The sequence below is a fragment of the Agromyces sp. Y575 genome, assembly GCF_059445445.1.
This window is the reverse complement of record NZ_JCAIUI010000003.1, coordinates 459,068-483,351: the sequence shown is the minus strand read 5'-3', so window position 1 is coordinate 483,351 and position 24,284 is coordinate 459,068. Positions and strand designations below refer to the sequence as shown.

21 protein-coding genes are annotated in these 24,284 nt (G+C 67.7%); 9 read left to right on the top strand and 12 right to left on the bottom strand.

All coding sequences use genetic code 11. The features are described 5' to 3' along the window. Positions 1-66: 66 nt before the first annotated feature. From AC1C2U_RS14360 to AC1C2U_RS14340, 5 genes are all read right to left on the bottom strand, one after another. Positions 67-1,530 carry a DUF5719 family protein gene (locus tag AC1C2U_RS14360; protein ID WP_495362438.1) on the bottom strand — a complete coding sequence of 488 codons (1,464 nt, stop codon included), beginning with the start codon at positions 1,528-1,530 and terminating at the stop codon, positions 67-69. Next, a complete protein-coding gene (locus AC1C2U_RS14355; protein WP_495362437.1) occupies positions 1,520-4,726 on the bottom strand; it encodes a glycosyltransferase family 2 protein in 3,207 nt (1,068 codons plus the stop codon). Before AC1C2U_RS14355 ends, AC1C2U_RS14360 begins: the two co-directional genes overlap by 11 nt. A gap of 205 nt (positions 4,727-4,931) precedes the next feature. Beyond that, complete coding sequence (locus AC1C2U_RS14350; RefSeq protein WP_495362436.1) at positions 4,932-5,252, bottom strand: WhiB family transcriptional regulator; 321 nt, start codon at positions 5,250-5,252, stop codon at positions 4,932-4,934. 153 nt (positions 5,253-5,405) lie between these two features. Next, positions 5,406-6,374 carry a UDP-glucose 4-epimerase GalE gene (gene galE, locus AC1C2U_RS14345; RefSeq protein WP_495362435.1) on the bottom strand — a complete coding sequence of 323 codons (969 nt, stop codon included), beginning with the start codon at positions 6,372-6,374 and terminating at the stop codon, positions 5,406-5,408. A gap of 54 nt (positions 6,375-6,428) precedes the next feature. Next, entirely contained in the window at positions 6,429-6,578 is a 150-nt protein-coding gene (locus AC1C2U_RS14340) for a hypothetical protein (RefSeq protein WP_495362434.1), read from the bottom strand. 87 nt (positions 6,579-6,665) lie between these two features. Between AC1C2U_RS14340 and AC1C2U_RS14335 the strand changes: the two genes are divergently transcribed. Next, the gene (locus AC1C2U_RS14335) at positions 6,666-7,622 is read left to right on the top strand and encodes a GlxA family transcriptional regulator (RefSeq protein ID WP_495362433.1); all 957 of its coding nucleotides are present in this window, start codon (positions 6,666-6,668) and stop codon (positions 7,620-7,622) included. A gap of 2 nt (positions 7,623-7,624) precedes the next feature. Here AC1C2U_RS14335 and manA read toward each other — a convergent pair whose 3' ends face one another. Beyond that, positions 7,625-8,872, bottom strand: coding sequence for a mannose-6-phosphate isomerase, class I (gene manA / locus AC1C2U_RS14330; protein ID WP_495362432.1), 1,248 nt, complete (start codon positions 8,870-8,872; stop codon positions 7,625-7,627). Positions 8,873-8,977: 105 nt separating this feature from the next. Between manA and AC1C2U_RS14325 the strand changes: the two genes are divergently transcribed. The 4 genes from AC1C2U_RS14325 to AC1C2U_RS14310 all read left to right on the top strand — a co-directional run bounded on the left by AC1C2U_RS14325 (position 8,978) and on the right by AC1C2U_RS14310 (position 13,813). Then, positions 8,978-10,156, top strand: a complete 1,179-nt coding sequence (locus AC1C2U_RS14325; protein ID WP_495362431.1) for an acyl-CoA dehydrogenase family protein — start codon at positions 8,978-8,980, stop codon at positions 10,154-10,156. A 130-nt stretch (positions 10,157-10,286) separates the two neighbouring features. Next, a complete protein-coding gene (locus AC1C2U_RS14320) occupies positions 10,287-11,669 on the top strand; it encodes an O-antigen ligase family protein (protein WP_495362430.1) in 1,383 nt (460 codons plus the stop codon). 2 nt (positions 11,670-11,671) lie between these two features. After that, a complete protein-coding gene (locus tag AC1C2U_RS14315; protein ID WP_495362429.1) occupies positions 11,672-12,976 on the top strand; it encodes an O-antigen ligase family protein in 1,305 nt (434 codons plus the stop codon). 90 nt (positions 12,977-13,066) lie between these two features. Further along, positions 13,067-13,813, top strand: a complete 747-nt coding sequence (locus AC1C2U_RS14310) for a class I SAM-dependent methyltransferase (protein ID WP_495362428.1) — start codon at positions 13,067-13,069, stop codon at positions 13,811-13,813. Between the two features lie 58 nt (positions 13,814-13,871). Here the strand turns inward: AC1C2U_RS14310 and AC1C2U_RS14305 are convergent, their stop codons facing one another. The 5 genes from AC1C2U_RS14305 to AC1C2U_RS14285 form a co-directional block, all read right to left on the bottom strand. Beyond that, entirely contained in the window at positions 13,872-14,948 is a 1,077-nt protein-coding gene (locus AC1C2U_RS14305) for a glycosyltransferase family 2 protein (protein ID WP_495362427.1), read from the bottom strand. Further along, the gene (locus AC1C2U_RS14300) at positions 14,917-15,900 is read right to left on the bottom strand and encodes a GDP-mannose 4,6-dehydratase (protein WP_495362426.1); all 984 of its coding nucleotides are present in this window, start codon (positions 15,898-15,900) and stop codon (positions 14,917-14,919) included. Before AC1C2U_RS14300 ends, AC1C2U_RS14305 begins: the two co-directional genes overlap by 32 nt. Further along, positions 15,897-17,000, bottom strand: coding sequence for a glycosyltransferase family 4 protein (locus AC1C2U_RS14295; protein ID WP_495362425.1), 1,104 nt, complete (start codon positions 16,998-17,000; stop codon positions 15,897-15,899). Before AC1C2U_RS14295 ends, AC1C2U_RS14300 begins: the two co-directional genes overlap by 4 nt. Continuing rightward, positions 17,000-18,028: a GDP-mannose 4,6-dehydratase gene (gene gmd / locus AC1C2U_RS14290; protein WP_495362424.1), complete on the bottom strand. Its 1,029-nt coding sequence runs from the start codon at positions 18,026-18,028 to the stop codon at positions 17,000-17,002. The genes AC1C2U_RS14295 and gmd overlap by 1 nt, the downstream gene beginning before the upstream one ends. An 89-nt stretch (positions 18,029-18,117) precedes the next feature. Further along, positions 18,118-18,927: a glycosyltransferase family protein gene (locus tag AC1C2U_RS14285; RefSeq protein WP_495362423.1), complete on the bottom strand. Its 810-nt coding sequence runs from the start codon at positions 18,925-18,927 to the stop codon at positions 18,118-18,120. A gap of 130 nt (positions 18,928-19,057) precedes the next feature. On the opposite strand from AC1C2U_RS14285, the gene AC1C2U_RS14280 reads away from it, so the two are divergent. The 3 genes from AC1C2U_RS14280 to AC1C2U_RS14270 are packed head-to-tail and all read left to right on the top strand — an operon-like array spanning position 19,058 to position 21,131. Then, entirely contained in the window at positions 19,058-20,020 is a 963-nt protein-coding gene (locus AC1C2U_RS14280) for a GDP-L-fucose synthase family protein (RefSeq protein ID WP_495362422.1), read from the top strand. Then, positions 20,020-20,769, top strand: a complete 750-nt coding sequence (locus tag AC1C2U_RS14275; RefSeq protein ID WP_495362421.1) for a glycosyltransferase family 2 protein — start codon at positions 20,020-20,022, stop codon at positions 20,767-20,769. Before AC1C2U_RS14280 ends, AC1C2U_RS14275 begins: the two co-directional genes overlap by 1 nt. Continuing rightward, entirely contained in the window at positions 20,766-21,131 is a 366-nt protein-coding gene (locus AC1C2U_RS14270) for a DUF2304 family protein (protein ID WP_495362420.1), read from the top strand. The genes AC1C2U_RS14275 and AC1C2U_RS14270 overlap by 4 nt, the downstream gene beginning before the upstream one ends. 52 nt (positions 21,132-21,183) lie before the next feature. On the opposite strand, the gene AC1C2U_RS14265 is transcribed toward AC1C2U_RS14270, so the two are convergent. Next, positions 21,184-22,419, bottom strand: coding sequence for a hypothetical protein (locus AC1C2U_RS14265; protein ID WP_495362419.1), 1,236 nt, complete (start codon positions 22,417-22,419; stop codon positions 21,184-21,186). A gap of 244 nt (positions 22,420-22,663) precedes the next feature. Here AC1C2U_RS14265 and AC1C2U_RS14260 point away from each other — a divergent pair, with 244 nt between their 5' ends. Beyond that, positions 22,664-24,235 carry a DUF2142 domain-containing protein gene (locus AC1C2U_RS14260; RefSeq protein ID WP_495362418.1) on the top strand — a complete coding sequence of 524 codons (1,572 nt, stop codon included), beginning with the start codon at positions 22,664-22,666 and terminating at the stop codon, positions 24,233-24,235. The last annotated feature ends 49 nt before the right edge of the window (positions 24,236-24,284 follow it).

Below are 24,284 nucleotides of genomic sequence, written 5' to 3'. Positions count from 1 at the left end.
TGAGCCCGTCGAAGGGGACCCGCTTCGACAGGCTCAGCGAACTTCGACAAGTTCAGCGAGCGCTTCTTACCGTGGGAACACGCGGATCGGCGAATCCAACGGCCCCGGCGGCTGCACGCCGAATGAGGCGAGTTCTCCTTCGCCGGAGAACGACACCGAGGCGTGCACCCCCTGCACGCCGGTCAGGGTGACGATCTCGCCGGCCTCGACGTCGACGGATTCTGCCGAACCGGCATCGATCGTGACCGCCAGGGTCTCCCCGTCGATCGTGTACTGCACCTCGGCGATCTCGCCACTCGCGTTGGCCAGGTGCAACGTCGGCGCCGGCCCCTCGGGCACCGCGACGACCGCGTCCTCCAGGAGCGGCGTCGTCGCGACCGTCCAGGCCAGGTCGACGGATGCCGCGGCGTCCGTCTCGCCCGGCAGGGTCACCGCGACCGGGCTGCCGGTCGTCGCGCGTGCTGCAGCCACGATCGGACCGTCGGCGTCGAGCCTGATCGTGTACGCCCCCGCATCGAGTACTCCGAGCGGCACGTCGAGCGCGCGCCCGGGCTGCAACGTCACCTCGATCGTGGCGCCGACCGCACCGGACTCGGGCATGATGCCGATCGACACGTCGACGGGTTCGTCGCCGGTCGCGAGGAGCCGCACCGCCGGGTGGTCATCGCCTTCGGCGTGATCGTCGGCCGGATCGACGCCGCCCGCTTCGGCCACGACGAAGCCGGGGATGATCTGGCTGTTGGCCGGCGTCGCGACGGAGCCCGTGAACTCGACGCCCGCCGGCGCCAGGCCATCGACGGCGGACTGCTCGAGAGCCGCGGCGATCATGCCGCCCGTGCTCGTGACGTGCACGACCGGCGAGGTCAGGTTGGGTGCGATCCCGGCGAGCGAGACCACCCTCTGGGTGCCCGCGGGAACGATGATGCCGAGCGCCGACCCGGCCTCGACCGCACCTGTCTCACCGATCACTCGCACATCGACGGTGGCAGCGACGTCGGTGGGATTGGCCAGCGACACGAGGCTGGTCCGTCCGAGCGTCGTCGCGCCGGCCACGAGCCATGATTCCGCGCTCGCCTCGGCGCACGCCGTTGCCGCGAACCCGGCGACCGTCTCGGTGTCGGCGGACTGCGATTGCGCTGCGGCCATCATGCCGGCGTCGACCGTTCCCGGTTCGACGGAGATCGCCAAGGGCGTGCCATCCCGGTCGGCCCGCGGGTTGCCCGGCGCGGCGAGTGGGGTCTCGGTGATCTCGGCGTCATCGGGGTCGGCGCCCGGGGTCAGGTCGGCCGAGCCGATCGACGATGCGGTCGTCGCGGCGGCAGCGTCGTCGGCGAGGGTGAGCAACGGGCCCGGGCAGACACGCTGCTGCAGACTCTCCGCAGGCTGAACGACGAGCGACGGCGGATCGACCCGATGGTCCGGCCACGGCACCAGGGCCGCGGCGGCGAGTGCGGCCGCGGCGATCGCAGCGGCTGCGAGGAATCCGACGGCACGGCCGCCGATGCGGGCGATGGTGCGACTAACGGGCATCGTCGTCCCCCTTCGGCTCGGTGGGCTCGGTGGGTTCGTCAGGCTCTGTTGCTTCGTCAGGCTCTGTTGCTTCGTCAGGCTCTGTTGCTTCGTCAGGCTCTGTTGGTTCGTCAGGCTCTGCCGAGTCTGACGAGTCGGCGGGCTCAGCGGGTGCCGCAGGTTCGGACGGCTCGTCGGTGGGTTCGACCGATTCAGTCCGCTCGGGCTCCCCTCGGACGTCGGCGGCCTTGCCCGGGTCTGAGCTGTCGGTGTCGGCTTCCTCCGCAGCACCGGCACCGCCATCGGCACCGGCATCGGCACCGGCATCGGCATCGGACGCCGCAGCATCCCCTGCTTCTGCCTCTGCCTCTGCCTCCGCCGCGTCGGTCGGTGGTGCCGATCGCGGTTTCCGCCTACGTCGGCGCACGGGCCTCCGGTCGGCTTCACGGCCGACGCCGGTCGGAATCGACAGCAGCAGGGTCGCGCCGAGCACGATGAGTTGCACCGCGGTGATAACGCCGGCGAGCGCGCCGCCCGCACCGGGCGGGATCTGGGCCGCCGGGGCATCCGGCTCGGCCGCGCTGAATCGCCAGAGCGTGCCGAAGTCGGTCTCGCCCACCGCGACCAGCGCCGCGTTGCCGTCGAGGGCGGTGCGCGCCCTGGTGGCGGTCGATTCGGCGTCGCGGTCATCGCCGACCGGCGGGGTCAGCAGCACGAACGACACGCCGAATTCGCGGATCGCGGCATCGGAGTCGAACCCGCTCCGGGAAGCGAGGTTGCCCGCGATCGTGGCCAACTCACGCTCCGCTTCGCTCATTCCCACACGAGTCTGTTCGAGCGTCGACTGCTCGTCGAGCGTCGTACCCGCGCCGTGTTCGAGCGTCGCCCTGATGCTGCCGTCGTCTTCGGGCTGGATGCGCAAGGTGGTGACGCGAGGGTCGGTCTCGGCCTCGGCTCCGACGAATGCAGGCAGCGTGCGCTCAGCGGCGGGCTCGATCGCCGTCGACGCGGTGGCGATGCCGAGCCCCGTCGGCAGCACCGCGACGACGGCGCACGCGGCGACGAGCCAGCCGAGCAGCGCACCGCCGCGGCGCACGGCGCTGAGGGCGATGACGGCCGCCATGATGAACCCGAGCCAGGCGAGGCTGAGGCCGGCTCCGGTCCAGAGCTGCACGGCTTCGGGGCCGGCGACCGCAAGCGCGAGATGGGCGGCGGCGACAGCGGTCGCGAACCCCAGCAGAGCGGTTCCGAGGCTGAGCACCGCGCCGCGGATACCGGGCGCGAGCACGGCCGCCAGCGCGGCGAGGAGCAGCGGCAGCACGAGGAGCGTGACGAGCAGCTTCGGATCGACGGATGCCGCGTCGCCGAGGAAGGCGCCCCAACCGCCCCACGGCGCACCGGGGAAGCCGAGCGCGAGCTGCCACACCGACGGCGCCGTGCTGCCCACCGGCACACCGGGATCGGCGAGCAGGGCGAGCGGCGTCCCCCGCCCGAGCTGTTCGATGACGAGCGGCGCAGCGAGCACGGCGGCCGGCAGCGGGAGCGCAGCGAGGCGCACCGCGGCACGCCCGCTCACTGCAAGGCTCACGAGCCACGCGACGAGCAGCGCTGGTGCGAGACTCGGCGCGGACGCCACCACCGCGGCGAACAGGAGGGAGGCCGTGGCGGCTGCCGCCCACGACGTGGCAGCACCGAACACTGCGAAGGCGAGCCAGCCCAGCAGCACGTGCGCGAGCACGGCACCCGGACGGCCGTCGCCGAGCGCGACGAGCAGCGGCGGGGCGAGTCCCCACACGAGTGCGGCCACAGCACGCACCGAGCCGCGTTCGGTCAGCCTCGATGCGGCGAACCACGCGCCGAGGGTCGCGACAGGCACAGCGAGCAACCAGAGCAGCACGAGTCCGAACGATGGCGCCCAGAACGCGAGCGAACCCAGCACGGCGAGCACTCCCGCGAAGGGGTCGGCGGCGCCGACGAAGCCGGCACCGATGTCGCGCCATCCGTAGGCCGCATTGCGCCACAGCTCGCCGAGACCGTTCGAAAGCGGGAGGATTCCGCCGCCGCTGAGCCCTCGGGCGCCGAGCAACCAGGTGAACAGGGCGACGGATGCCGCGACCGACGCCAGCAGCACCCAGCCGCCGCCCGTGCCGAGGAACTGCAGCTCGTGCTTTCGACCGCGCGCACGCGCGCGTCGCGCTTCCGCGGCATGCTGACGACGCCGCCGCACCTCGTCGGGCTGCATACGCAATGGGGCGATCGCCGACCAGCCGACGGTGCGTGCCGCCTTGAGCCGGCGCCGGGCGCGGGCAACGCGCATGCCGGAGAACATCGTGCCGAGTGCTGCCGAGAACTCCCCTGGGATCGCCCCCGGCGACTTCACGAGGAGCAGCCTGATCGAGCGGATGATCGCCAGCGGCAGGAAGCTCAGCCAGTGCACTGGCACCGCCGCCGCGGGTGCGTACACGAGCCGACGATGCAGGGCGGCAGCTCGCGCGGCCCGGATGCGCCGCCGGGTCGCACGGGCCCGCGGGTCGGCGGGCGGCCCTGCGACCCCGTCGCCGGCGAACAGCACGAGTGCTTCGGGCACCACGGAGACGCGGTGCCCGGCCAGTCGAGCGCGGATCGAGAAGTCGAGCGCATCGTCGACGGTCGGCAGCGCCGGATCGAAGCCGTCGAGCGAACGCCAGACCGAGTGGCGAACGAGGAGCGCGGCCGGGTCGAGCCCGAGCACGTCGCTCAGTCCGTCGTGCTGTCCCTGGTCGAGCTCGTCCGAGACGAGCGACACGCTTCGCCCGAACCGCGTGATCGTGCGACCGAATGTCGCGATGCGATCGGGGTCGTCCCATTCGCGCAGCTTCGGCCCCGCGATCGCGACGGACTTCGCCGTCTCGAGCGTGGCGACGAGCCGTTCGAGCGCGTCGGGCGCGGGCGCCGTGTCCTCCGCGAGGAGCCAGAGCGCATCGGCATCCGATGTCGGCGCCTCGAGGACCCGCTCGGCGGCGCGGACCGCCTCGCCGAACGAGAGTCGCTGCGAGAGTTCGATGACGTGGGTGGGTGAGGCCGCTGCGACGAGCTCGCGCGCCTCGGCATCTGCTTCGGTGAGCACGACGACGAATGCGTCGGGTGTGCGGCGCTGGGATCGAATCGCTTCGAGCGAGCGCGCGAGGTGGTCGCCGCCGAGATGTGCGACGAGGACGGCGGTGACTCTGGGGAACATCGGGGTCAGCCTAAGCGGCTCGCGCCGCGGCATCCGTCACCGCACCGGGCGTGCCTCGAAACCGCGAGACGAATGTCGAGCGGGTTGAGGAGGCGCCCCAGCGCCGTCTCGAAACACCCACGAATGTCGAGCGGGTTGAGGAGGCGCCCCAGCGCCGTCTCGAACACGGCGCGAGCGCGGAGCCTGCCGAGGCAGACTCCGCGACTCAGACCGCTCGCTTACGGAGTTTGCGACGCTCGCGTTCGGAGAGCCCGCCCCAGATGCCGAAGCGCTCGTCGTTGCCGAGCGCGTACTCGAGGCACTGGTTTCGTACCTCGCATCCGGTGCAGATCTTCTTCGCGTCCCTCGTCGATCCGCCCTTTTCAGGGAAGAACGCTTCAGGATCGGTTTGCGCGCATAGCGCGTCGCTCTGCCATGCCAGTTGATTGTCATCGTCTGTGACCGGACGAACCCCCGGAACGCCCAGCCTTACCGGATCGATGAACCAATCGTCAGGTACTCCAGAACGATATTCAGGATTGCCCATATCGTCTCCCACCCAGTTGTACCGACCACCCAGAAGGTGTGTCAGGACCAATTACACCGGTGTAATTCGCGAGAGTCAAGTCGCAGATCGTAAACCCTCAAGCGGCGATCGAGGCTTCATCACGATCTCGACACGCCGGGTGTTGGTCATACGTTATGAATCGGATGCCGCGCGGCGGGCATGCCACGCACTCTCGACCATCTCGGCGAGCGTGTGGCGCATGCGCCAATCGAGGTCGCGAGCGGCGAGTTCACCCGACGCGACGATACGGGCAGGGTCACCCGCGCGACGCGGCGCGACCTCGGGCGTGAAGCCGATGCCGGTGACCTCGGCGACCGCCCGCATGATCTCGCCCACCGAGACGCCGTCACCCGACCCGAGGTTGTAGACGGTCTCGAGGGGCTCACCGCCGTCGAGGCGGCGCGCAGCGACGACATGGGCTTCCGCGAGATCGGCGACGTGGATGTAGTCGCGCACGCACGTGCCGTCTGGAGTCGGATAGTCATCTCCGTTGATGCGGGGGGTGCGGCCGTCGAGGAGGGCATCGAAGACGAGCGGGAAGAGATTGTGGGGGCTCACGTCGAAGACATCGGGCGTACCCGAGCCGACGACATTGAAGTAGCGCAGGCTCGTGTGCGCGAGGCCGCGCGCTCTCGCCTGGTCGGCGAGCAGCCATTCGCCGATGAGCTTCGATTCGCCGTATGGCGACTGCGGCTGCTTCGGGGTCGACTCGGTCACGAGGTCGACGTCGGGTGTTCCGTATACGGCAGCGCTCGAGGAGAAGACGATGCGGTCGACGCCTTTCGCCTCCATCGCGGCGAGCAGGGTCGCGGTGCCGGTGACGTTCTGCTGGTAGGTGTGCAGCGGGCGGTCGACCGAGACCCCGGCGTACTTGAAGCCGGCGAGATGCACGACCCCCTGCACGTCGTAGCGGTCGATCGCACGTTCCACTGCACTTCCGTCGAGGATGCTGCCGTGCACGAAGGGCGTTTCGGCGGGGATGAACTCATGCTTTCCGGTCGACAGGTCGTCGAGCACGACGGCTCCGATGCCCTGGGCCTCGAATGCGCGCACGACGTGCGCTCCGATGTATCCCGCGCCCCCGGTGACCAGCCAGCTCATGTTCCCGCCTTCCGGCGACGGAACCTCCGCGCCGGAATGATCGTATCCGGCGGGTCAGGCTTGGCGTGTCGGCTGGTGTTCGATGTGACGGGCGCGGTCGCGGATCTCGGGGCGACCGTAGCCATCGGTGTCGAGGCGGAGCACGGTGGCGAGGACACCCCAGATGGCGAGTCCCGCAAGGACGAGGAGGATGATTGTGGTCATGGCAGTAAATCTATGACTTGTTAGATCCTGCCGACAGTGGCAGAATAGCCATCAAACGTTCGATTTCTGCCAACCCGGAGGCATCCGTTGCTTCAGACCATCGCCTGCATCGCCATCCCGCAGATGGCCCCGTTCGAGTTCGGCGTGATCTGCGAGGTGTTCGGCATCGATCGCAGCGACACCGATGGTCCGACGTTCGACTTCCACGTCGTGGCCGCAGACCCCGGCCCCATCCCGACGAAGCTCGGTTTCGACGTCGTCGTGCACGAGGGCCTCGAGTTCGCCCGCAACGCCGACCTCATCGCCATTCCGGCCGCGCTCATCGATGCTCCGGTCGACGAACGCATCTCCGAGTTGCTGCGCGACGCCGTCGAGCGCGGCGCCTGGGTGCTCTCCGTCTGCTCGGGCGCCTTCACCCTCGGCCGCGCCGGCGTGCTCGACGGCCGCCGTGCCACCACCCACTGGATGTACACCGACCGGATGGCCGCGATGTTCCCCCGCACCGAGGTCGACGCCGATGTGCTCTTCGTGCAAGACGACAAGGTCGTCACCGGTGCCGGCACTGCAGCTGGAATCGACGCCGCCCTGCATATCGTGCGTACCGAGCTCGGCGCGAGCGCAGCCAACATGATCGCCCGGCGCATGGTGGTGCCGCCGCAACGCGACGGGGGGCAGTCGCAGTTCATCCAGACTCCGGTTGCCGAGTGCCGCAGCGACTCGTTCGCCAAGATCACCGAGTGGATGGTCGAGCACCTCGACGAGGATCTGACCGTCGACCTGCTGGCCCGCAAGGCCCTGATGTCGCCGCGCACCTTCGCGCGCCGGTTCCGGGCCGAGACCGGCACCACGCCCAACGCGTGGCTCAATCGTCAGCGACTGCTGCGCGCCCAGCAGCTGCTCGAAGAGACGTCGTTCACCCTGGAGGAGATCGCGCGTGACACCGGCTTCGGCGCCGCCGCCGTCATGCGCCACCACTTCGTGAAGGTACTGCAGACGACGCCGACGGCGTACCGCCGCCTCTTCGGCGTGCGCGTCGCCTCCTGACGTCAGGCCGCCGGGGACCCTGTCGTCGCGATCCAGGCGATGCCATGGCCGGTGACCTCGAGCACGCCCTCGTCGGGGGTGATGTAGACCGATTCGCCGCGAGCGAGTCGCGCCGCGGCACCCGTCGCGCCGCGCAGCGTGACGCCCTCACCTTCGACGAGGGCGATCGCCGGGCCGTCGATCGTGACGCGCGCGGCATCCGCGCCCGGCTCGACCCGGTAGAGCACGAAATCGGGCACATCGGGGCGGAATACGGAAACCCCGGGTGAGACCTCGACGGGTTCGAGCAGCGGGGGCGCGATGGGCGTGAAGTCCAGCACCTCGATCAGCTCGGTGACATCGATGTGCTTCGGCGTGAGACCGCCGCGCAGCACATTGTCACTCGCCGCCATGAGCTCGATGCCGAGGCCGTCGAGGTAGGCGTGGATGTTGCCCGCCGCCAGGTAGAGCGCCTCGCCGCGCACGAGCCGCACGCGGTTCAGCAGCAGTGAGATGACGACACCAGGGTCGCCAGGGTAGGCCTCGGCGAGTGCCGCAACCGTCTCGAACGAGAGCGCATACGGCGAAGTGAGCGCGAGTTCCGATGCGGCGAGCGCCGTGACCCGTTCGATCACCCACGAGGCCTCTCCCGTGTCGCCGCCGCGCCCGTCGCGCAGCAACCACTCGACCGTGTCGCGCAGCGGGTGCGCACCCGACAGGTGTGCGGCGAGCAGGTCGAGCGAGCCCGGTTCCGGCGCGGGCGTCGCGGCATCCGCTGCTCGGAGCACTTCGAGCACGCCGCGCACCTCATCGAGCGGGCGGAACCCCGAGAGGGCGTCGAAGGTGTCACTCACCGCGACGATGAGCTCGGGCTTGTGGAACTCGTCTTTGTAGTTACGGTCGTAGGCCGTGATCGGCACACCGTCGGCCTCTTCGAGCGCGAAGCCCGCACGAGCCTGCTCCGGCGTCGGGTGAGCCTGCAACGACAGCGGCCCGGCCGCGGCGAGGAGCTTCAAGAGAAACGGCAGCCGCGCACCCTGCTTCGCAAACCTCGCACCGAGGGCCGTCTCAGGATCGGCGGCGATCCATGCGGCCAGGTCGTCCTGACCGACGGATGCCGCATCGAGCACCCGAGCCGGCGAGCCCGGGTGCGCCCCGAGCCAGAGCTCCGCTTCAGGGCCGCCCGACGCCTCCGTGCCGCGGAAACCCGCGATCGCCGTCGTGGAGCCCCAGGCGTAGTCACGGGGGGTGTTGCCGATCGCCACAAACATGCTCGGGAGTTCCTCTCGGTCGTTTGGGTCAAAACTACCAACGCGGCAGGCCGTAGCGGGGTCGCGGCATAGGCTCGAAGCACCCGACGACATATTGGAGCTGTCATGACCTTCGAGCCTCTCGCGAGCGATTTCTACGCCTACGAGTCCCTCCTCAGCGACCGGGAGAAGGAGGCGCTCGCCGACCTGCGCGCCTGGCTCGAAGCCGACGTGAAGCCGATCATCGGCGGCTACTGGGAGCGCGCCGAGTTCCCGATGCAGATCGTGAAGCCGCTCGCCGACCTCGGCACGCTCTCCTACAACTGGGAGGAGACGAAGCCGTTCGAGAACTCGGCCGTCTTCCGCGGCTTCGTGGCCCTCGAACTCGCCCGCGTCGACCCGTCGGTCGCGACCTTCGTCGGGGTGCAGAACGGTCTCGCCACCGGCACGATCAGCGTGTGCGGCTCGAAGGAGCAGCGCGACGAGTGGATTCCGAAGCTCGCGAGCGGCGAGATCATCGGCGCCTTCGGCCTCACCGAGCCGCTCTCGGGTTCCGACTCTGCGCAGGGCCTGCGCACGACCGCGCGGCGCGAGGGCGACACCTGGGTGATCAACGGCTCCAAGCGCTGGATCGGCAACGCCACCTTCTCGGACATCACGATCATCTGGGCGAAAGACGTCGCCGACGACCAGGTCAAGGGCTTCATCGTGCCGACCTCGACGCCCGGGTACAGCGCTACCAAGATCGAGGGCAAGATCAGCCTCCGCGCCGTGCAGAACGCCGACATCACGCTCGAGAACGTCGTCGTGCCCGAGTCGCTCCGTCTGGCGAACGCGCACTCGTTCCGCGACACCGCGAGCGTCTTGCGCCTCACCCGTGCCGAGGTCGCATGGGCCGCGGTCGGCACAGCCGTCGGCGCCTACGAAGCCGCCGTGAAGTACGCCGGCGAGCGCGTGCAGTTCGGCAAGACCATCGGCTCCCATCAGCTGATCCAAGACCTGCTCGTCAAATGCCTCGGCAACATCACCGCCTCGCTCGGCATGGTCGTGCGGGTCTCCGAGATGCTCGACCGCGGCGAGCAGCGCGACGAGCACTCGGCACTCGCGAAGGCGTATACGACGGCGCGCATGCGCGAGACCGTTGCTTGGGCGCGTGAGGTGGTCGGTGGCAACGGCATCACCCTCGAATACGACGTCGCCCGATTCTTCGCCGACGCCGAGGCGCTCTACTCCTACGAGGGCACGCGCGAGATGAACACTCTCATCGTCGGGCGCAAGATCACCGGCAAGGCCGCGTTCGTCTGACCGGACGGCCTCCGCTCCCTGAGCGTTGTCGAAGGGAGCTCAGCGCGCTTGACAAACTCCGCTTCGACGAGCTCAGCGAGCTCAGCGAGCGTCATCCGATCGCAACGCGCCGCGCGATAGCCTGTACCCCATGATCACCGCCCGACGACGCTGGATCGGTGCGTTCGCGACATTCGCGCTGTTCACGTTGCTCGCCGGCCAGTTCTGGCGGAACCTCCTCGGGTGGTGGGGCTTCGGCGTCGTGGCCGCCCTCGTACTCATCGGCGCGGTCGCGCTCATCGTGCAGGTGCGCCCTGCGTGGACCTGGCGCCGGGTGCCGAAGTCGACGCTCGTGTTCGTGCTGCTGGCAACCCTGTCGATCGCCTGGTCCTTCTACCCCGGCGCGTCGGCGCTCGGGGTGGGCATCACCCTCGCAACGACCCTCACCGCCATCGCACTCGTGCTGTGCCTGAACTGGACGCAGTTCGTGCGAAGCCTCAGCGGGGCGATCAAGTGGGTGCTCGGCCTCTCACTCGTATTCGAGCTCTGGGTCGCGATCTTCGTCGGCAGGCCGCTGCTGCCGAACTTCCCCGACTTCACCGCCGAGGCCGGTGACAAGATTCCGATGGCGTACTACTGGTCGCGCGGCCTGCTCTTCGCGGGCGGCCCGATCGAGGGCATCGTTGCGAACCGAAACCTACTCGGCATGGTCGCCCTTCTCGGACTCATCGTCTTCGGCGCGATGCTCGCCGCCGGCAGCGTTCGGCGTGCATCCGGTACGGGTTGGCTCGTCGTCGCCGGTGCGGTGATGCTCCTCACCCGCTCGGCGACAGTACTGCTCGTCGGCGTGCTCGTCGCCGTCGCACTCGGGTTCGCCCTGTGGGCCCGGCGAGCCGGCCCCGATCGCCGGGCCGGCGTCTACTGGGCGGCCGGCGGCGCGCTCGCGGCATCCGTAGGTCTGCTCGTCGTGTTCTGGGGCCGACTGCTCGAGTTCTTCGGAAAGAGTGAAGACCTCACCGGCAGGTTCGACATCTGGAACGCGGTCATCGGCCTCGCGAGCGAGCGCCCGTGGTTCGGCTGGGGGTGGGTCGGCTACTGGGTGCCGTGGGTCGAGCCTTTCGACGGTCTCGCCGTACGCAGGGGCGTGCAGTACCTGCAGGCGCACAACGCGTGGCTCGACGTGTGGATGCAGCTCGGCATCATCGGCCTGCTCGCATTCGCATCCATCGTCATCGGGGCGCTGTGGCGTTCATGGTTCCTCGCCGTCGATCGGCCGATGGATGCCGCGGGACGACCGCTCCCCCATTCGGCCGCAGCCCTCGTGCCGCTGCTCGTGCTGGTCGCTCTCATCGGCCAGAGCCTCGCAGAGAGTCGAATCCTCATCGAGAGCGGGTGGGTGCTGCTCATCGCGATCGCCTGGTCGACCAAACGGCGGCAGTGGGAACATGAGCCGCTCCCGGCAGAGCCGCTGCCACTCCCTTTCCCTGAGCCCGTCGAAGGGCGCCCCCACTTCGACAAGCTCAGCGGGCAGTGACGATGACTCCCGACCCTCGAGTTGCCCGAGCTGCTGTCGCCGTGCGCGAGTTCACGGGCTCGGCGCGTTTCGCGCAGGCTCTGACTCTGCTCGCAGTCGGCCTCGCCTTCTCGACGCACGCGGTGCGCAGCCTCATCGGCACCCCCGGGCTCCTGACCGCGATCGCAGGCCTCCTGGTCCTCTGCGCCGCGTCGCTCGTCGCGCGCTGGCGGGCGGTCGAGTGGTACGGCATCCTCCCGCTCACGATCCTCGTCTTCATCGGCTGGTGCGCGGCATCCGTGATCTGGAGCAATCTGCCCGCGCTCGACTCGATCGCCCGCGTCGCCTACCTCATCGCCTTCGCGTTCGTCGGTGTCCACATCGCGCTCATGCGCGACACGATCCAGATCGTGCGCGCGTTCGGCGATGTCATGCGCGTGCTGCTCGGTGTGTCGCTCGCCCTCGAGGTGATGTCGGGCATCATCCTCGACCTGCCGATCAAGGTGCTCGGCATCCAGGGCGATATCGCGTCTTTCGGTCCGATCCAGGGCATCTTCGGCTCGCGCAATCTGCTCGGTTTCGTCGCGCTCATCGCGTTGCTCACTTTCGTCGTGGAGTGGCGCACGAAGATCGTGCAGCGCGGCCGTGCGATCGCCTCGCTCTCGCTCTCGGGCGTGTGCCTCGTCTTCTCGGGTTCCCCGACGACCTGGTTCGCGCTCGGTGCGGCTCTGCTGGCTCTCGCCGCACTGTACGGACTGCGGCGCGCCTCGGCGCCGACGAGGTGGCGGTGGCAGATCACCCTGCTCGTCAGCGGCGTGGTGGCGCTCGTGACCGCGTGGATCTTCCGCATCCGCATCATCGAGTTGCTCGACGCGCGCGGCGAGTTCGACGTGCGTCTCGATGTATGGCGGGAGCTCTCCCGCTACCTGAACCTCAACCCTCTGCAGGGCTGGGGCTGGGTCGGTTCATGGCCGGACTCGCCTCCCTACACGTGGATCGAACAGGCCACCGGGCGACCGCAATCGTCGGCGCTGAATGCCTACATCGATGTGTACTTCCAAGTCGGAGTCATCGGGGCGCTGCTCTTCATCGCGCTCCTCGGCGTCGCGCTCGTGCGGGCATGGCTGCTCGCATCGACCCGCCGGAGCGTCGTCTACGTGTGGCCGGCGCTCATGCTCGTGGCGATCGCGGTCACCTCCTTCGCCGAGAGCTTCGCCCTCGTCGAGGGAGGCTGGATGCTGCTCGTGGTGTGTGCGGTGAAAGCTGCGCGGGACATGAGCTGGCGGGATGCGCTGGCGGCCGGGCGTCCCCCGGTGCCGGTGGAGTGACGGCAAGCGACGCTGCCGGCTGCTGAGATTCCCAGGCTGCGCGAACCGGCGATGATGTGCGACGATCGACCAGAGCAACGAGGAGGTGCCATGAGCCTGGACGACCAGACGACATCCGCATCCGGATATACCGAGTGGAAGGGATGGGGTGCCGCCGATTTCGGACGGATGGCACGCGGCGACGCCGACTACTTCTCGCGCGAGACTCGTGAGACCGCGCGCCGGAGGCCGATCGAGCGGGTGCTCGAGATCGGGTACGGCAATGGAGTCTTCCTGAGCTACTGCCGTTCGCGGGGCTGGAACGTCACCGGCACCGAACTGCTCCCTGAACTCATCGAGATCGCGCGTGCTGCCGGTTTCGACGCGTACCCGGCCGATGAGCTCCAGCACCTGCCCGACGGCGAATTCGATCTCATCGTCGCCCTCGATGTCTTCGAGCACATCCCGGCCGACCAGAGCATCGAATTCCTGAAGACCATCGGGGACAAGCTTCGCGACGACGGCAGCATTCTGCTGCGCTATCCGAATGCCGACAGCTGGCTGGGCAACCCGTTCCAGTACGGGGATGCGACACACGTGAATGCCATCGGTGCGCTGAAAATGGAGTACTACGCACGGGAGGCGAACCTCGAGATCCTCAGAATGCGCGCCACGAAACGCCGCGCCTTCCGTACCTCGCTCATTCACGGACTGCACGCTTACACAGCAGGTGTACTCGTCAAGGGAGTGGCCGCCGCCGCGAAGGTCTTGTACTTCCCGAACGTGCGGGTCGTGCTTTCGTCATCAAACGTGGTGGCACTCTTGCGAAAGAGCGAACTCCGGCATCCCCTGCCTTGACGGGTTCGGCGCCGAACCAGCTCACTCGCAGGTCAAGCCACGGCTCCCGCGTCGAGCCTCAGACCGGCTGCACCAGGTCTCGAAGGACGTCCTGCAAGCCGAGACCGCACGTGTCGTACCTGCCCGAACGCCACTCTCGCCAGACAGCGGGCACGCGCCGCAACCGCGAACTCGGAAGAGACGCACGCGCGCGCTCGTGAGCAAGTTTCGCCTCGATGTGAGCGACTCTGACTGCAGTCAGCGCGGGGCGAAACGACGACGCCCACGACGCGAGCTGCGTGGCACGCAGGAGCAATCGCGCGTTTCGCTCACGGCGGGGCTCGCGCAAGCGCTTCAGCTTCCCCGCTGCCGACAACGACGACGCGCCGATCTGATTACCTCCGTGCTGCCGATAGTCCGTGAGTTGCTCCTCGACCAGGTCGATCCCGTCGGTGGCGGCAGCGACCACAGCCAGCCATTCGTCGTGCACCCAGGCGGATGGGAAGGGCATGGCCCGCCGCGCGAGCGACGTGCGGAGCATCGTGGTGGCGCCGGTGACGATGTTGCGACGCATCAGCAACGAGAACGCGTCGCCGTCGTGCACTCGCTCGATCTCGCTCTCGCCGACCCCCAGCGCCTGGAACAGGGTCTCGCCGGTCGGCGCGCCGCGCTCATCGATCAATCGTGCGTCGCCGTGCAGGAGCTGGAGCGCCGGTCGTCGCGCGAACTCGGTGACGTAGCGCTCGATGCGTGATGGATGCCAGATGTCATCCTGATCGCACAGTGCGATGAGCTCACCGGCGCATGCGGCGATCGCCTGCTCGAAATTCGCAGTGACACCGAGCGGTGCCGCATTCCTCATGATCCGGAGGTCGGGTCGCGGGCCGCTCCCGGCCGCCATCCAATCGGAAACCGTCCGCTCCACGATCTCGACGGTGCCGTCGGTCGAGGCGTCATCGGACACCACGATCTCTGCGACGCCCGCGGTTTGCGCGAGGATGCTCTGCACCTGCTCCGCGATGAAGCGCGCGCCGTTGTGGGTGCACAAGGCGACAGAGACGCGTGCTGTCGCCGCGGCCGCGTTCACGAGAACACCACCGACGGTTGCACCGATGACGTACGCATCAGGAGTCCGCGCGAAGGAGCTCGAGGTCATGGTCGACCATGAGACCCACGAGTTGTGTGAAATCGACGCTCGGCTTCCACCCGAGAGCACGCAGACGAGTCGGATCACCGACGAGTTCCTTCGGATCTGCAGGGCGGTAGAACGCCGGATCGATGAAGACGAACTCGTGCCAGTCTTCGATGCCGACATGTCGGAAGGCGGTGTCGACGAAATCGCGCACGCTGTGCGAACTCCCGGTCGCCACGATGTAGTCATCGGCCGACGGCGCACGCGCGATGCGAACCATGGCATCGACGTAGTCTGGGGCGAAGCCCCAGTCGCGATGCACGTCGATATTGCCCAACGCGAGACGGTCCGACAGACCGAGTGCGATTCGGGCGACTTCGTGCGATATCTTGCGCGCGACGAACGATTGCGGCCGCAGAGGCGACTCGTGGTTGTACAAGATGGCGGTGCTTGCGAACATGCCTCGTTGCCGGTACACCCCGGTCATCTCGTGCGCGAACGACTTCGCCGCCCCGTAGGGCGTCACCGGCTTTCGCGGGGTGGACTCGTTCTGCGGCACGGTCGACGCGTCTCCGAATATCTCGGCGCTCGAGGCCTGCAGGAATCGGACGGGCACACCAGAACGTTCCTCGAGCTTCCATGCCGCATCGAGAATACGGATCGGCCCAACGCCGAGCACGTCCGCTGACTCGGCGGGATACTCCCACGAATGCGCGACGGAGGTGTTGCCAGCAAGGTTGTAGATGTGCGTCGGGACGATCTCGTCGATCGTCCGTACGAGCCCCGCCCCGTCACCCAGATCGCACACGTGGGGCGTCACCGTCGGGAACTCGGCCGACAACCGATCGGCGCCCGACCATGAGTGGCACATGCCGTGCACTTCGTGACCCTCATCGATCAGGCGGCGAACGAGGTAGGTTCCGTCCTGACCGTTCGCGCCGGTCACGAGCACGCGCTCGGAGTTCACGGCCCTCATGCCTTCCTCCGTGCTGCGTCCGCGTAGGCGGTCAGGTGCACGTCGCGGCACTTCTCCCAGGTGAACGACCGGGCCTGGTCGACGCCCAGTGGGGCGAGTCGTGGCGCCTGCGCGAATGCTTCCTCGATGCCGGCCGCGATCGACTCCGGCGATCGCGGCTCGAAGAGGATCGCGGCGTCTCCGACCACCTCGGGCAGGGAACCAGCGTTGGAGACCGCCACGGGGCATCCGGATGCCATCGCCTCGAGCGGCGGAAGGCCGAAGCCCTCGTAGAGACTCGGGAACGCGAGCGCTCGCGCTCGCCGGTACAGGTCCCTGAGTTCCTCGTCGGAGACGAGGCCGCGTCGGTCGACCCAGGCGGGGAGTTCGCCGAGGGTATCGAGTGCACCGCCCGTGAGAACGAGTCGCATCTCGGGATGATCTCTTCGCACGATGCGCATCGCGTCGATCAGGCGAGCGTGGTTCTTGTGCGCCCATCCCCGTGCGGGATAGAGGACGAAGTCCTCGCGTGCTCCGAGGTTCGGCGTGAACCGTGTGGTGTCGACGCCGAGGTGGGCGACGTGGATGCGCTCGGCGTCGACCCCGAGGAGTTCGACCATCCGCCGCTTCGCGAAGTGGCTGATCGTGATGACGGCGTCTGCTCGCTTGGCGAACCCTTCGTACGCCATCCGGCGGTACCCCAGCTCTGCCTTGCTGAACATCTGGGGAAGCTCGAGGTGCTGCACATCGAGCAGAGACTGCACGGATGCCTGTGTGCGAGCCGGTCTCGGCGCCGGGACGGTGAACGGGTAGTGCACCACGTCGGCGTCCGACATCATTCGACGGAGTTCGCCCGTGCGACGCGTCAACGTCACCACGGTGCGCAACCGCTCGGCGCTCGACCCGCCGCCTTGGAGACCGGTCACGACACGCTCGGGTAGTCCGCCGCCGAGTCCCTGAGCCGCTTCTGGGATGAAGGCGGTCGCCGAAACCTCGTCTGTCGCGGCGAGTTGACGCGTCAGAGCCCGCGCGTACGTCTCACTGCCGCCCATACCCCCAGGCACGACCGTCAGCATCGAGAGGGCGATCTCGAGTCGTGGGTTCTCCGGCCCCCCGCGCATCACGCGAACTGTACGCGATCGATCCAATGGGTGCCGCTCGCGTCGAGTGCCGCGACGTCGGCATCAACCATGATGCGCGCGAGTTCGGGGGTCAAGGTCTTCGGAACCCAGCCGAGGAGGTTCTTGGCCTTCTCTGCGCTGCCGACGAGGGCGTCGACCTCAGTCGGACGCAGATAGCGCTCATCGAAGCGCACGTACTTCTCCCAGTCGAGGCCGACGTGCTCGAACGAGAGTTGGAGGAAGTCGCGCACCGTGTAGTTCGTGCCGGTCGCGACCACGTAGTCGGTCGGCTCGTCGTGCTGCAGCATTCGCCACATCGCCTCGACGTACTCCGGTGCATAGCCCCAGTCGCGCACGGAATCGAGGTTGCCCATGTAGAGCTCTGTCTGGGTCCCGGCCGCGATCCGAGCGACCGCACGGGTGATCTTGCGTGTGACGAACGTGTCACCACGTCGTGGCGATTCGTGGTTGAACAGAATGCCATTGACCGCGAACATCCCATAGGCCTCGCGATAGTTGCGCGTGATCCAATACGAGTAGACCTTGGCGACACCGTACGGCGAGCGCGGGTAGAAGGGCGTGTCCTCGTCTTGGGGCGGCGGCGTCGCGCCGAACATCTCGGAGCTGCTCGCCTGGTAGAAGCGGCAGTGCAATCCGGTCATCCGAATCGCCTCGAGCAGTCGCGTCGAGCCGAGTCCAGTTGCGTCGCCGGTGTACTCGGGCTCGTCGAAACTGACGCGAACATGAGACTGGGCCGCGAGGTTGTACACCTCGTCGGGTCGGATCTGGTCGAGCAGCGTGACGAGCCGGGATCCGTCGGTGAGGTCGCCGTAGTGGAGGAAGAGCCGAGCGCCGGACTCGTGCGGGTCCTGGTAGATGTGATCGATGCGACTCGTGTTGATGGTCGACGAACGTCGGATCAGACCGTGCACCTCGTAGCCCTTCGCGAGCAGGAGCTCTGCGAGGTAGCTGCCGTCCTGTCCCGTGATGCCGGTGACAAGGGCACGCTTGGGCTGCGATTCGGTCATGTGTTTACTTCTCCACGAGGTTGGTCGGCACGGGTCGGCCCGGCTGGCAAGAGCGCGATCAGCTTAGCGCAGGGCCGCGGAACGGTCGTTCAGCCGACTTGTGCGACCGCGGCGTCGGCGAGCAGCTGACGCGCGCGATTGCTCACACGTCGTGCCGCGAAGGCGGACGCCCACCGGATCGGCATATTCCAGATCGGGCTCAGCGGCCGGAGCCAAGCCGGAAGATGCCGGCGCTTGACTGCTTCCGACTCGCTGCTGGATTTCTTTCGACCCGCGACGGTCAATGAATCAGGGTGCCAGCGGAAGGCGGAGACGGACTGCCGCGTGAAGACGAACGAGCCGTAGTCCCGGAGCTTCAGGAAGGCGTCGAGATCCATCGCGTACTTGAGCGACGGATCGAAGCCGTCGATGTCGACGAGGGCGTCGAGCCGGATCATGGTTCCGGGGTGAGGGATCAGGTCCGGCCCCCAGGGCAACAGGAACTGGGCGAGCTTCCCGGCGTTGCTCGTCGCGATCGTGGTGCCGTTGGGGTCGATGTAGTCGCAGCCGCCATACGCCAGCACCGCGTCGGGCGCCTGGTCGAGCAGGGCCTTGAGCCTCGCGAGGCCCCCGGGGCGGAACAGGTCGTCGTCGCCGATCCATGCGTAGAAGCGCTCCACGGTGCGCTCGGCGAGGCCGCGGTTGATGGCATTCGAGATCCCGGTCTTCGGATCGGCTACGACGACGGCGCCGGCCTCCTCAGCCATGCGCCGCGCCTCGACGGCCTCGTCGGGCAGGATGACGACGAGCGTCAGCGCGACCGTCTCGCGCTGCTGCTCGATCGTCGCGAGCGTGAGGGACAGCATCTCGATGCGGTCGCCAAGTGTGGGAAGGATGACGAGCACGTCGGGTTGAGGCATGAACACGTACTTTCGACCGGGTGGCAGTTGTTACCATGCAGGGACGAGAGAATGCCCGCCCCGCGCGGATTCTCATGGCGGACGATGAGTTGAGTCCGAAGAACCACGAGCTCAAGCGAGTATAACGAGAATGAATTCCAACCAACCATTGGACAGAGACGCGCGCGTCTACATCGCCGGCCATCGAGGCATGGTCGGATCTGCCATCTGGCGCCTGTTCGAGGCCGAAGGCTTCACCAACCTGTTCGGCGCGACATCTGCGGAGGTCGACCTCCGTGACCGCGACGCGGTGTTCGACTATGTCTCGAACATCGATCCCGACGTCGTCATCGATGCGGCCGCACGAGTCGGCGGCATCCAAGCGAACAATACCTACCCGGCCTCGTTCCTCAGCGACAACCTGCAGATTCAGGTGAATCTCATGGATGCGGCCAACGCTGCCGACGTCGACAGGCTGCTCTTTCTGGGTTCTTCGTGCATCTACCCGAAGTTCGCCGAACAGCCGATCAAAGAGAGCTCGCTGCTCACCGGCGAGTTGGAGCCGACGAACGACGCGTATGCGATCGCGAAGATCGCAGGCATCATGCAGGTGCAGGCGGTTCGGCGTCAGTTCGGGCGGCGATGGATCTCGGCCATGCCCACGAACCTCTACGGCCCGGGCGACAACTTCCACCCCGAGAACTCGCACGTGCTCCCGGCTCTCATGCGTCGACTGCACGAGGCGAAGTCGACCGGCGCAGATGACGTCGTCATCTGGGGCACGGGAACGCCGCTGCGCGAGTTCCTGTATGTCGAAGATCTCGCGCAAGCGTCGCTGTTCCTCCTCGAGAACTACGACTCCCCCGAGACCATCAACGTCGGCGTCGGGAAGGATGCGACCATTCGTGAGATCGCCGAGCGCGTCGCCGAGACGGTCGGGTACACGGGCAGCCTTTCCCAAGACACCTCGAAGCCCGACGGTACTCCTCGGAAGCTCCTCGACGTCGGCCGCATCAACGAGCTCGGCTGGTCTGCACAGACGACGCTTCGCGACGGGCTCGAGCGGACCTACGAGTGGTACCAGGCGCATCACGACACCCTGCGCAACAAGTGATGATCACGCCCGCCAGCGCGCTCGAGCAGACGTTGATCGTGATGCCCGCGTTGAACGAGGAGGAAGCGGTCGGGCAGGTCGTCGCAGAGGTCTTCGCGAAACTCCCCGGCGTCACCGTCGTGGTCGTCGACGACGGCTCGGCGGATGCCACAGCGCAGGTCGCGGCCTCGGCGGGGGCGATCGTCATCAGCCTCCCGTTCAATCTTGGCGTCGGCGGCGCCATGCGAGTCGGCTTCAAGTACGCGCTCGCGAACAAGTTCAGTTATGTCGTCCAAGTGGACTCCGATGGCCAGCATGACCCGGCCGGTGTTCCGGCACTGCTCGCCGAGCTCCAGACAGGCGCAGACGTCGCGCTCGGGGCACGATTCGCCGGAGAAGGCGACTACGCGGCACGTGGGCCCCGCCGCTGGGCGATGAACGTCCTGGCCTCGACGATCAGCCGACTCGCGGGTACCCGACTGACCGATACGACCTCCGGGTTCAGAGCGTCGGGCCCGCGGGCCATCGACCTGTTCGCGCGGCATTATCCGGCGGAGTACCTCGGCGACACGATCGAATCGCTCGTGATCGCGCTCCGCGCCGGCTGCACAGTACGACAGGTACCCGTCGCAATGCGCGCACGCGCGGGCGGCGTTCCGTCGCACAATCCGATCAAGGCGACGGCATACCTCGGCCGAGCCGGCATGGCCCTGCTCGTCGCGCTCATTCGGCCGAAAGCCGAGCTGACAGAGAGGGCCATCCTCACGTGAGTGTCGCCAGCTATATTCTCGGAATCCTCGCCGCCCTCCTCACCCTCGGGGTCGTCATCGAGATGCTCCGACGACGGCGCCTCCGAGAGCGTCACGCAGTGTGGTGGTTGATCGCCGGCACACTCGCGCTCATCATCGGCATCTTCCCCAGTGTGCTCGAGTGGGCATCCCAGATGGTCGGCGTCGAGATTCCCACCAATCTCGTGTTCTTCGTGAGCCTGGTCGTGCTCTTCCTGGTGTGCGTTCAGCACTCTGCAGAGCTCACGCGGCTCGAAGACAAGGTTCGGATCCTCGCCGAGGAGTCGGCGCTCACGGAGCTCCGCGTCTCGCGGCTCGAGTCCGTCGACGACGGTTCCAAGTGACGGACGGCGGCCCGCCCACTCGATGAAGCGAGCAGGGCGGGCTCGCTCCGGCTCACCGACCGGCGGCGCCGCGACGGACCAGCAGGTAACCGCCCAGATGCACGGCAAGTCCGCTCAACGGTCCGATCCACAACGCGAGCAGTGATCGCTCGGTCACATCGAGCGGGACGAGCAGTAGCCCGACCGTGACGAGAGCCGCTGTCACCCAACCAGCGGTGAACAGGAGATGGTGCCCGGCGGCGAGAACGAACGGCCCCGTCGCGCAGAGCGACGCGACCGCCGCCGCTGAGGCCACGAGCGACGCCAGGACGGCTGGTGGGAGTACGAAGCCGGCATCGAAGAACGTCGTGAGGGCCCATTCGCCGAAGAGCCATGCTGCCAGGGCCAGCACACCCGCTCCCACAGCGACGATGCCGATGATCACGGACAACTGACGTCCAGCCGTCTCGGGACTCGCCCGGAATCGTACGATCAGGTAGCTCTGCAAGGCGAGTACGACGACGACGATCGGAGCCCGCGTCAGGTTCGACGCGAAGACGATCGCCGCGACGGCCTGCGACGAGTCCGCCCCCGATGTTGCGCTCAGGAACAGCGGGAACCCGCTGATGAGGATTCCGGTTGCCGCCGCACCGATGACCGTATGGCCGACGTTGCGCACCAGCCCCCTGTATCCGACGTCGAGTCGGAACCTTCCGACGACCTGACGTCGCACGAGTGGCCAGACGATTGCCGGAGCGATGACGAACGGCGCCGCGATCGCCCATGCGATCACCGTCATATCGGATGTCACGAGGAGCGTCGCGGAGACCAGGACGAGTCGAAGCACACCGTCGAGGATGACGAGGATCGCAATTGGCCGCCACAGCCGCAATCCGTACAAGGTCCCCGCCAGCACAGCGAGTACGACGTAGGCCGCGAGGCCGACCGCCAATGGCCACACGAGGCTCCACGCGCCCGCCCCGAAGACCAGCGGTCCCCACAGGATGGCGGAGAGAACGAGAGCGGCGAAGACCACAGCGGCCGCACCCACTGCGAAGTTCCGTGCGATGGGGCTGGTCGAGGCCGTGTCCGTCGCATTCGTCGCTCGGGTCACCTCCTGTTGGACGCCCGAAGCCGCGCTGATCATGAGATAGAGCGCAGACCAGAAGACCGCGAACGGCGCGTATCCGGCCGGCCCGAGTTGTGCGCCCGCGAAGGCGGTGAGCACATAACCTGCGCCACCGCCGATCGCAGTGGCGACGAGGATCTGGACGGCACCGCTCGCTGTACCGCGGGACCTCTCAGGCATCCGTTTCCCTTCCACGCCCGATGGTCGTGCGATCTCAGAGTGGCGATCCCGCTCACGCCTCGTAAGTCGCGCTCGCCTCGCAGCAACTTTAGTCGTACGCGGACGGAGCTCGACGGCGCAGAGGACCGGCAGGAGGCGAGGAGGTGCGCTGCAGGAGGCGGGCGCACCAGAGGCTTCGGCGCACCGTACACTGTGAGTCGCCCAGCGCTCGCCAACCGCTGCCTCGAATCACGAAACAGGAACGATGAGCCCCCCTCCAGCCACTCTCGCCCCCGCCTCGCCTCGCCGACCAGTCAGGGTGTTCCTCCTCTCGTTCGCGACGCTTCTCGTCGCGATGACCGCTTGGAACCTCGCGTCTCCGATCGCTTCGGCTCCCGATGAGCCGTCCCATTTCATCCGGGCGGCCGCGGTCGTACGCGGGCAGGTCTCGACGGGTGCGTGGGCAGAGAACCCGTCGATGACGAGCGCCGAGGTGCCCGCGTCTGTCGCGCAGACGCACGAGATGACGTGCTACGCGTTTCGTCCCGAGATCTCAGCTGCCTGCATCGCACCGGTCGAGGGTGATCCGAACCGCATGGTGACGACGGGCACGACTGCCGGCGTCAACAGCCCTGTCTACTATGCGATCGTCGGACTCCCGAGCCTGTTCATGGACGGGCTGCCGGCCCTCTACGCCATGAGGGTACTGAGTTCGATCCTCTGCGCCGCCGCCCTGGCGCTGATGTTCTCGCAGCTTTCGCGTCTGACCACGTCGCGTTGGTCGATCATCGCGGGCTACGTCGCCGTCACGCCGATGGTGCTCTACCTGTCGGGGTCGTTGAATCCGAACGGACTCGAAGTCGCCGCAGCGGGCGCACTCTTCGCATCGCTCGTGGCGACTCTCCGAGTCCCGAGCGGAAGATGGGCGCTCCGCGGTCAGGGTCTCGCGATCGTCGTCTCGGCAGCGTTGCTGCTCAGTACGCGGAGCATCGCATCCCTCTGGGTGCTGATCATCGTCGGGGCCGCGTTCGCTCTCGCGGACGGGGTCGTCGTTCGAGGGCTTCTGCGACGCCCCGCAATCTGGGTGGCCGCGGCGGCAGCGGCACTCGCAGCGTTTGCGACCGCGGCCTGGTACACGATTCCCGTCGCGGGCGGCGGGCAGACGTTCGCCGGGTCCGGGACGAATCCGATTCTCGCCTTCGTCACGATGCTGTCCGACACCTTCGACTTCGCCGACGACTACGTCGGGTGGTTCGGGTGGGTCGACACCCCGTCGCCGTCCTACAGCCTCGTAGTGTGGTTCGCAGCCATGGCTGCCTTGGTCGTGTACGCAATCGCACACGCGGATCGACACGGGCGGATCGTGGTGCTCTCGCTCCTCGTCGTCTTCGTCCTCGCACCGGCGATCATCCAAGCCGCTCTCGTCGCGACATCCGGGTACATCTGGCAGGGCAGGTACATGCTCGCCATCCTGCTCGTCCTGCTTGTCGCGTGCGGGATGGTCATCGACGGGAAGGAGGGCGCTGCGCCGATCGCGCCACCCGCCCTTCGCCGCACGATGCTGATCGGGATGGTCCTGCTCTCGGTCGGCCACATCACCTCGTTCGTCTGGGTGCTTCGCCGTTACGTCGTGAGCATGGCCGGCTCGCCTCGCGATCTGCTGCTCGCCCCTGCATGGCAGCCGCCGCTCGGCTGGATCGGGCTGAGCGGATGCTTCGCTGCCGCGGTGATCGTCGCCGGCTGGGCCGTATATCGGTGGATCGTCACGGAACGGGTGGTCGAATCCGACCTCTCCGCTGAGACGGTCGTCGAGGCGGGCGCTCGGCAACTAGCGTGACCCGAAGATAGACTTTCCGGGCATCTCGCTCGGCGTGGATGACGACCGA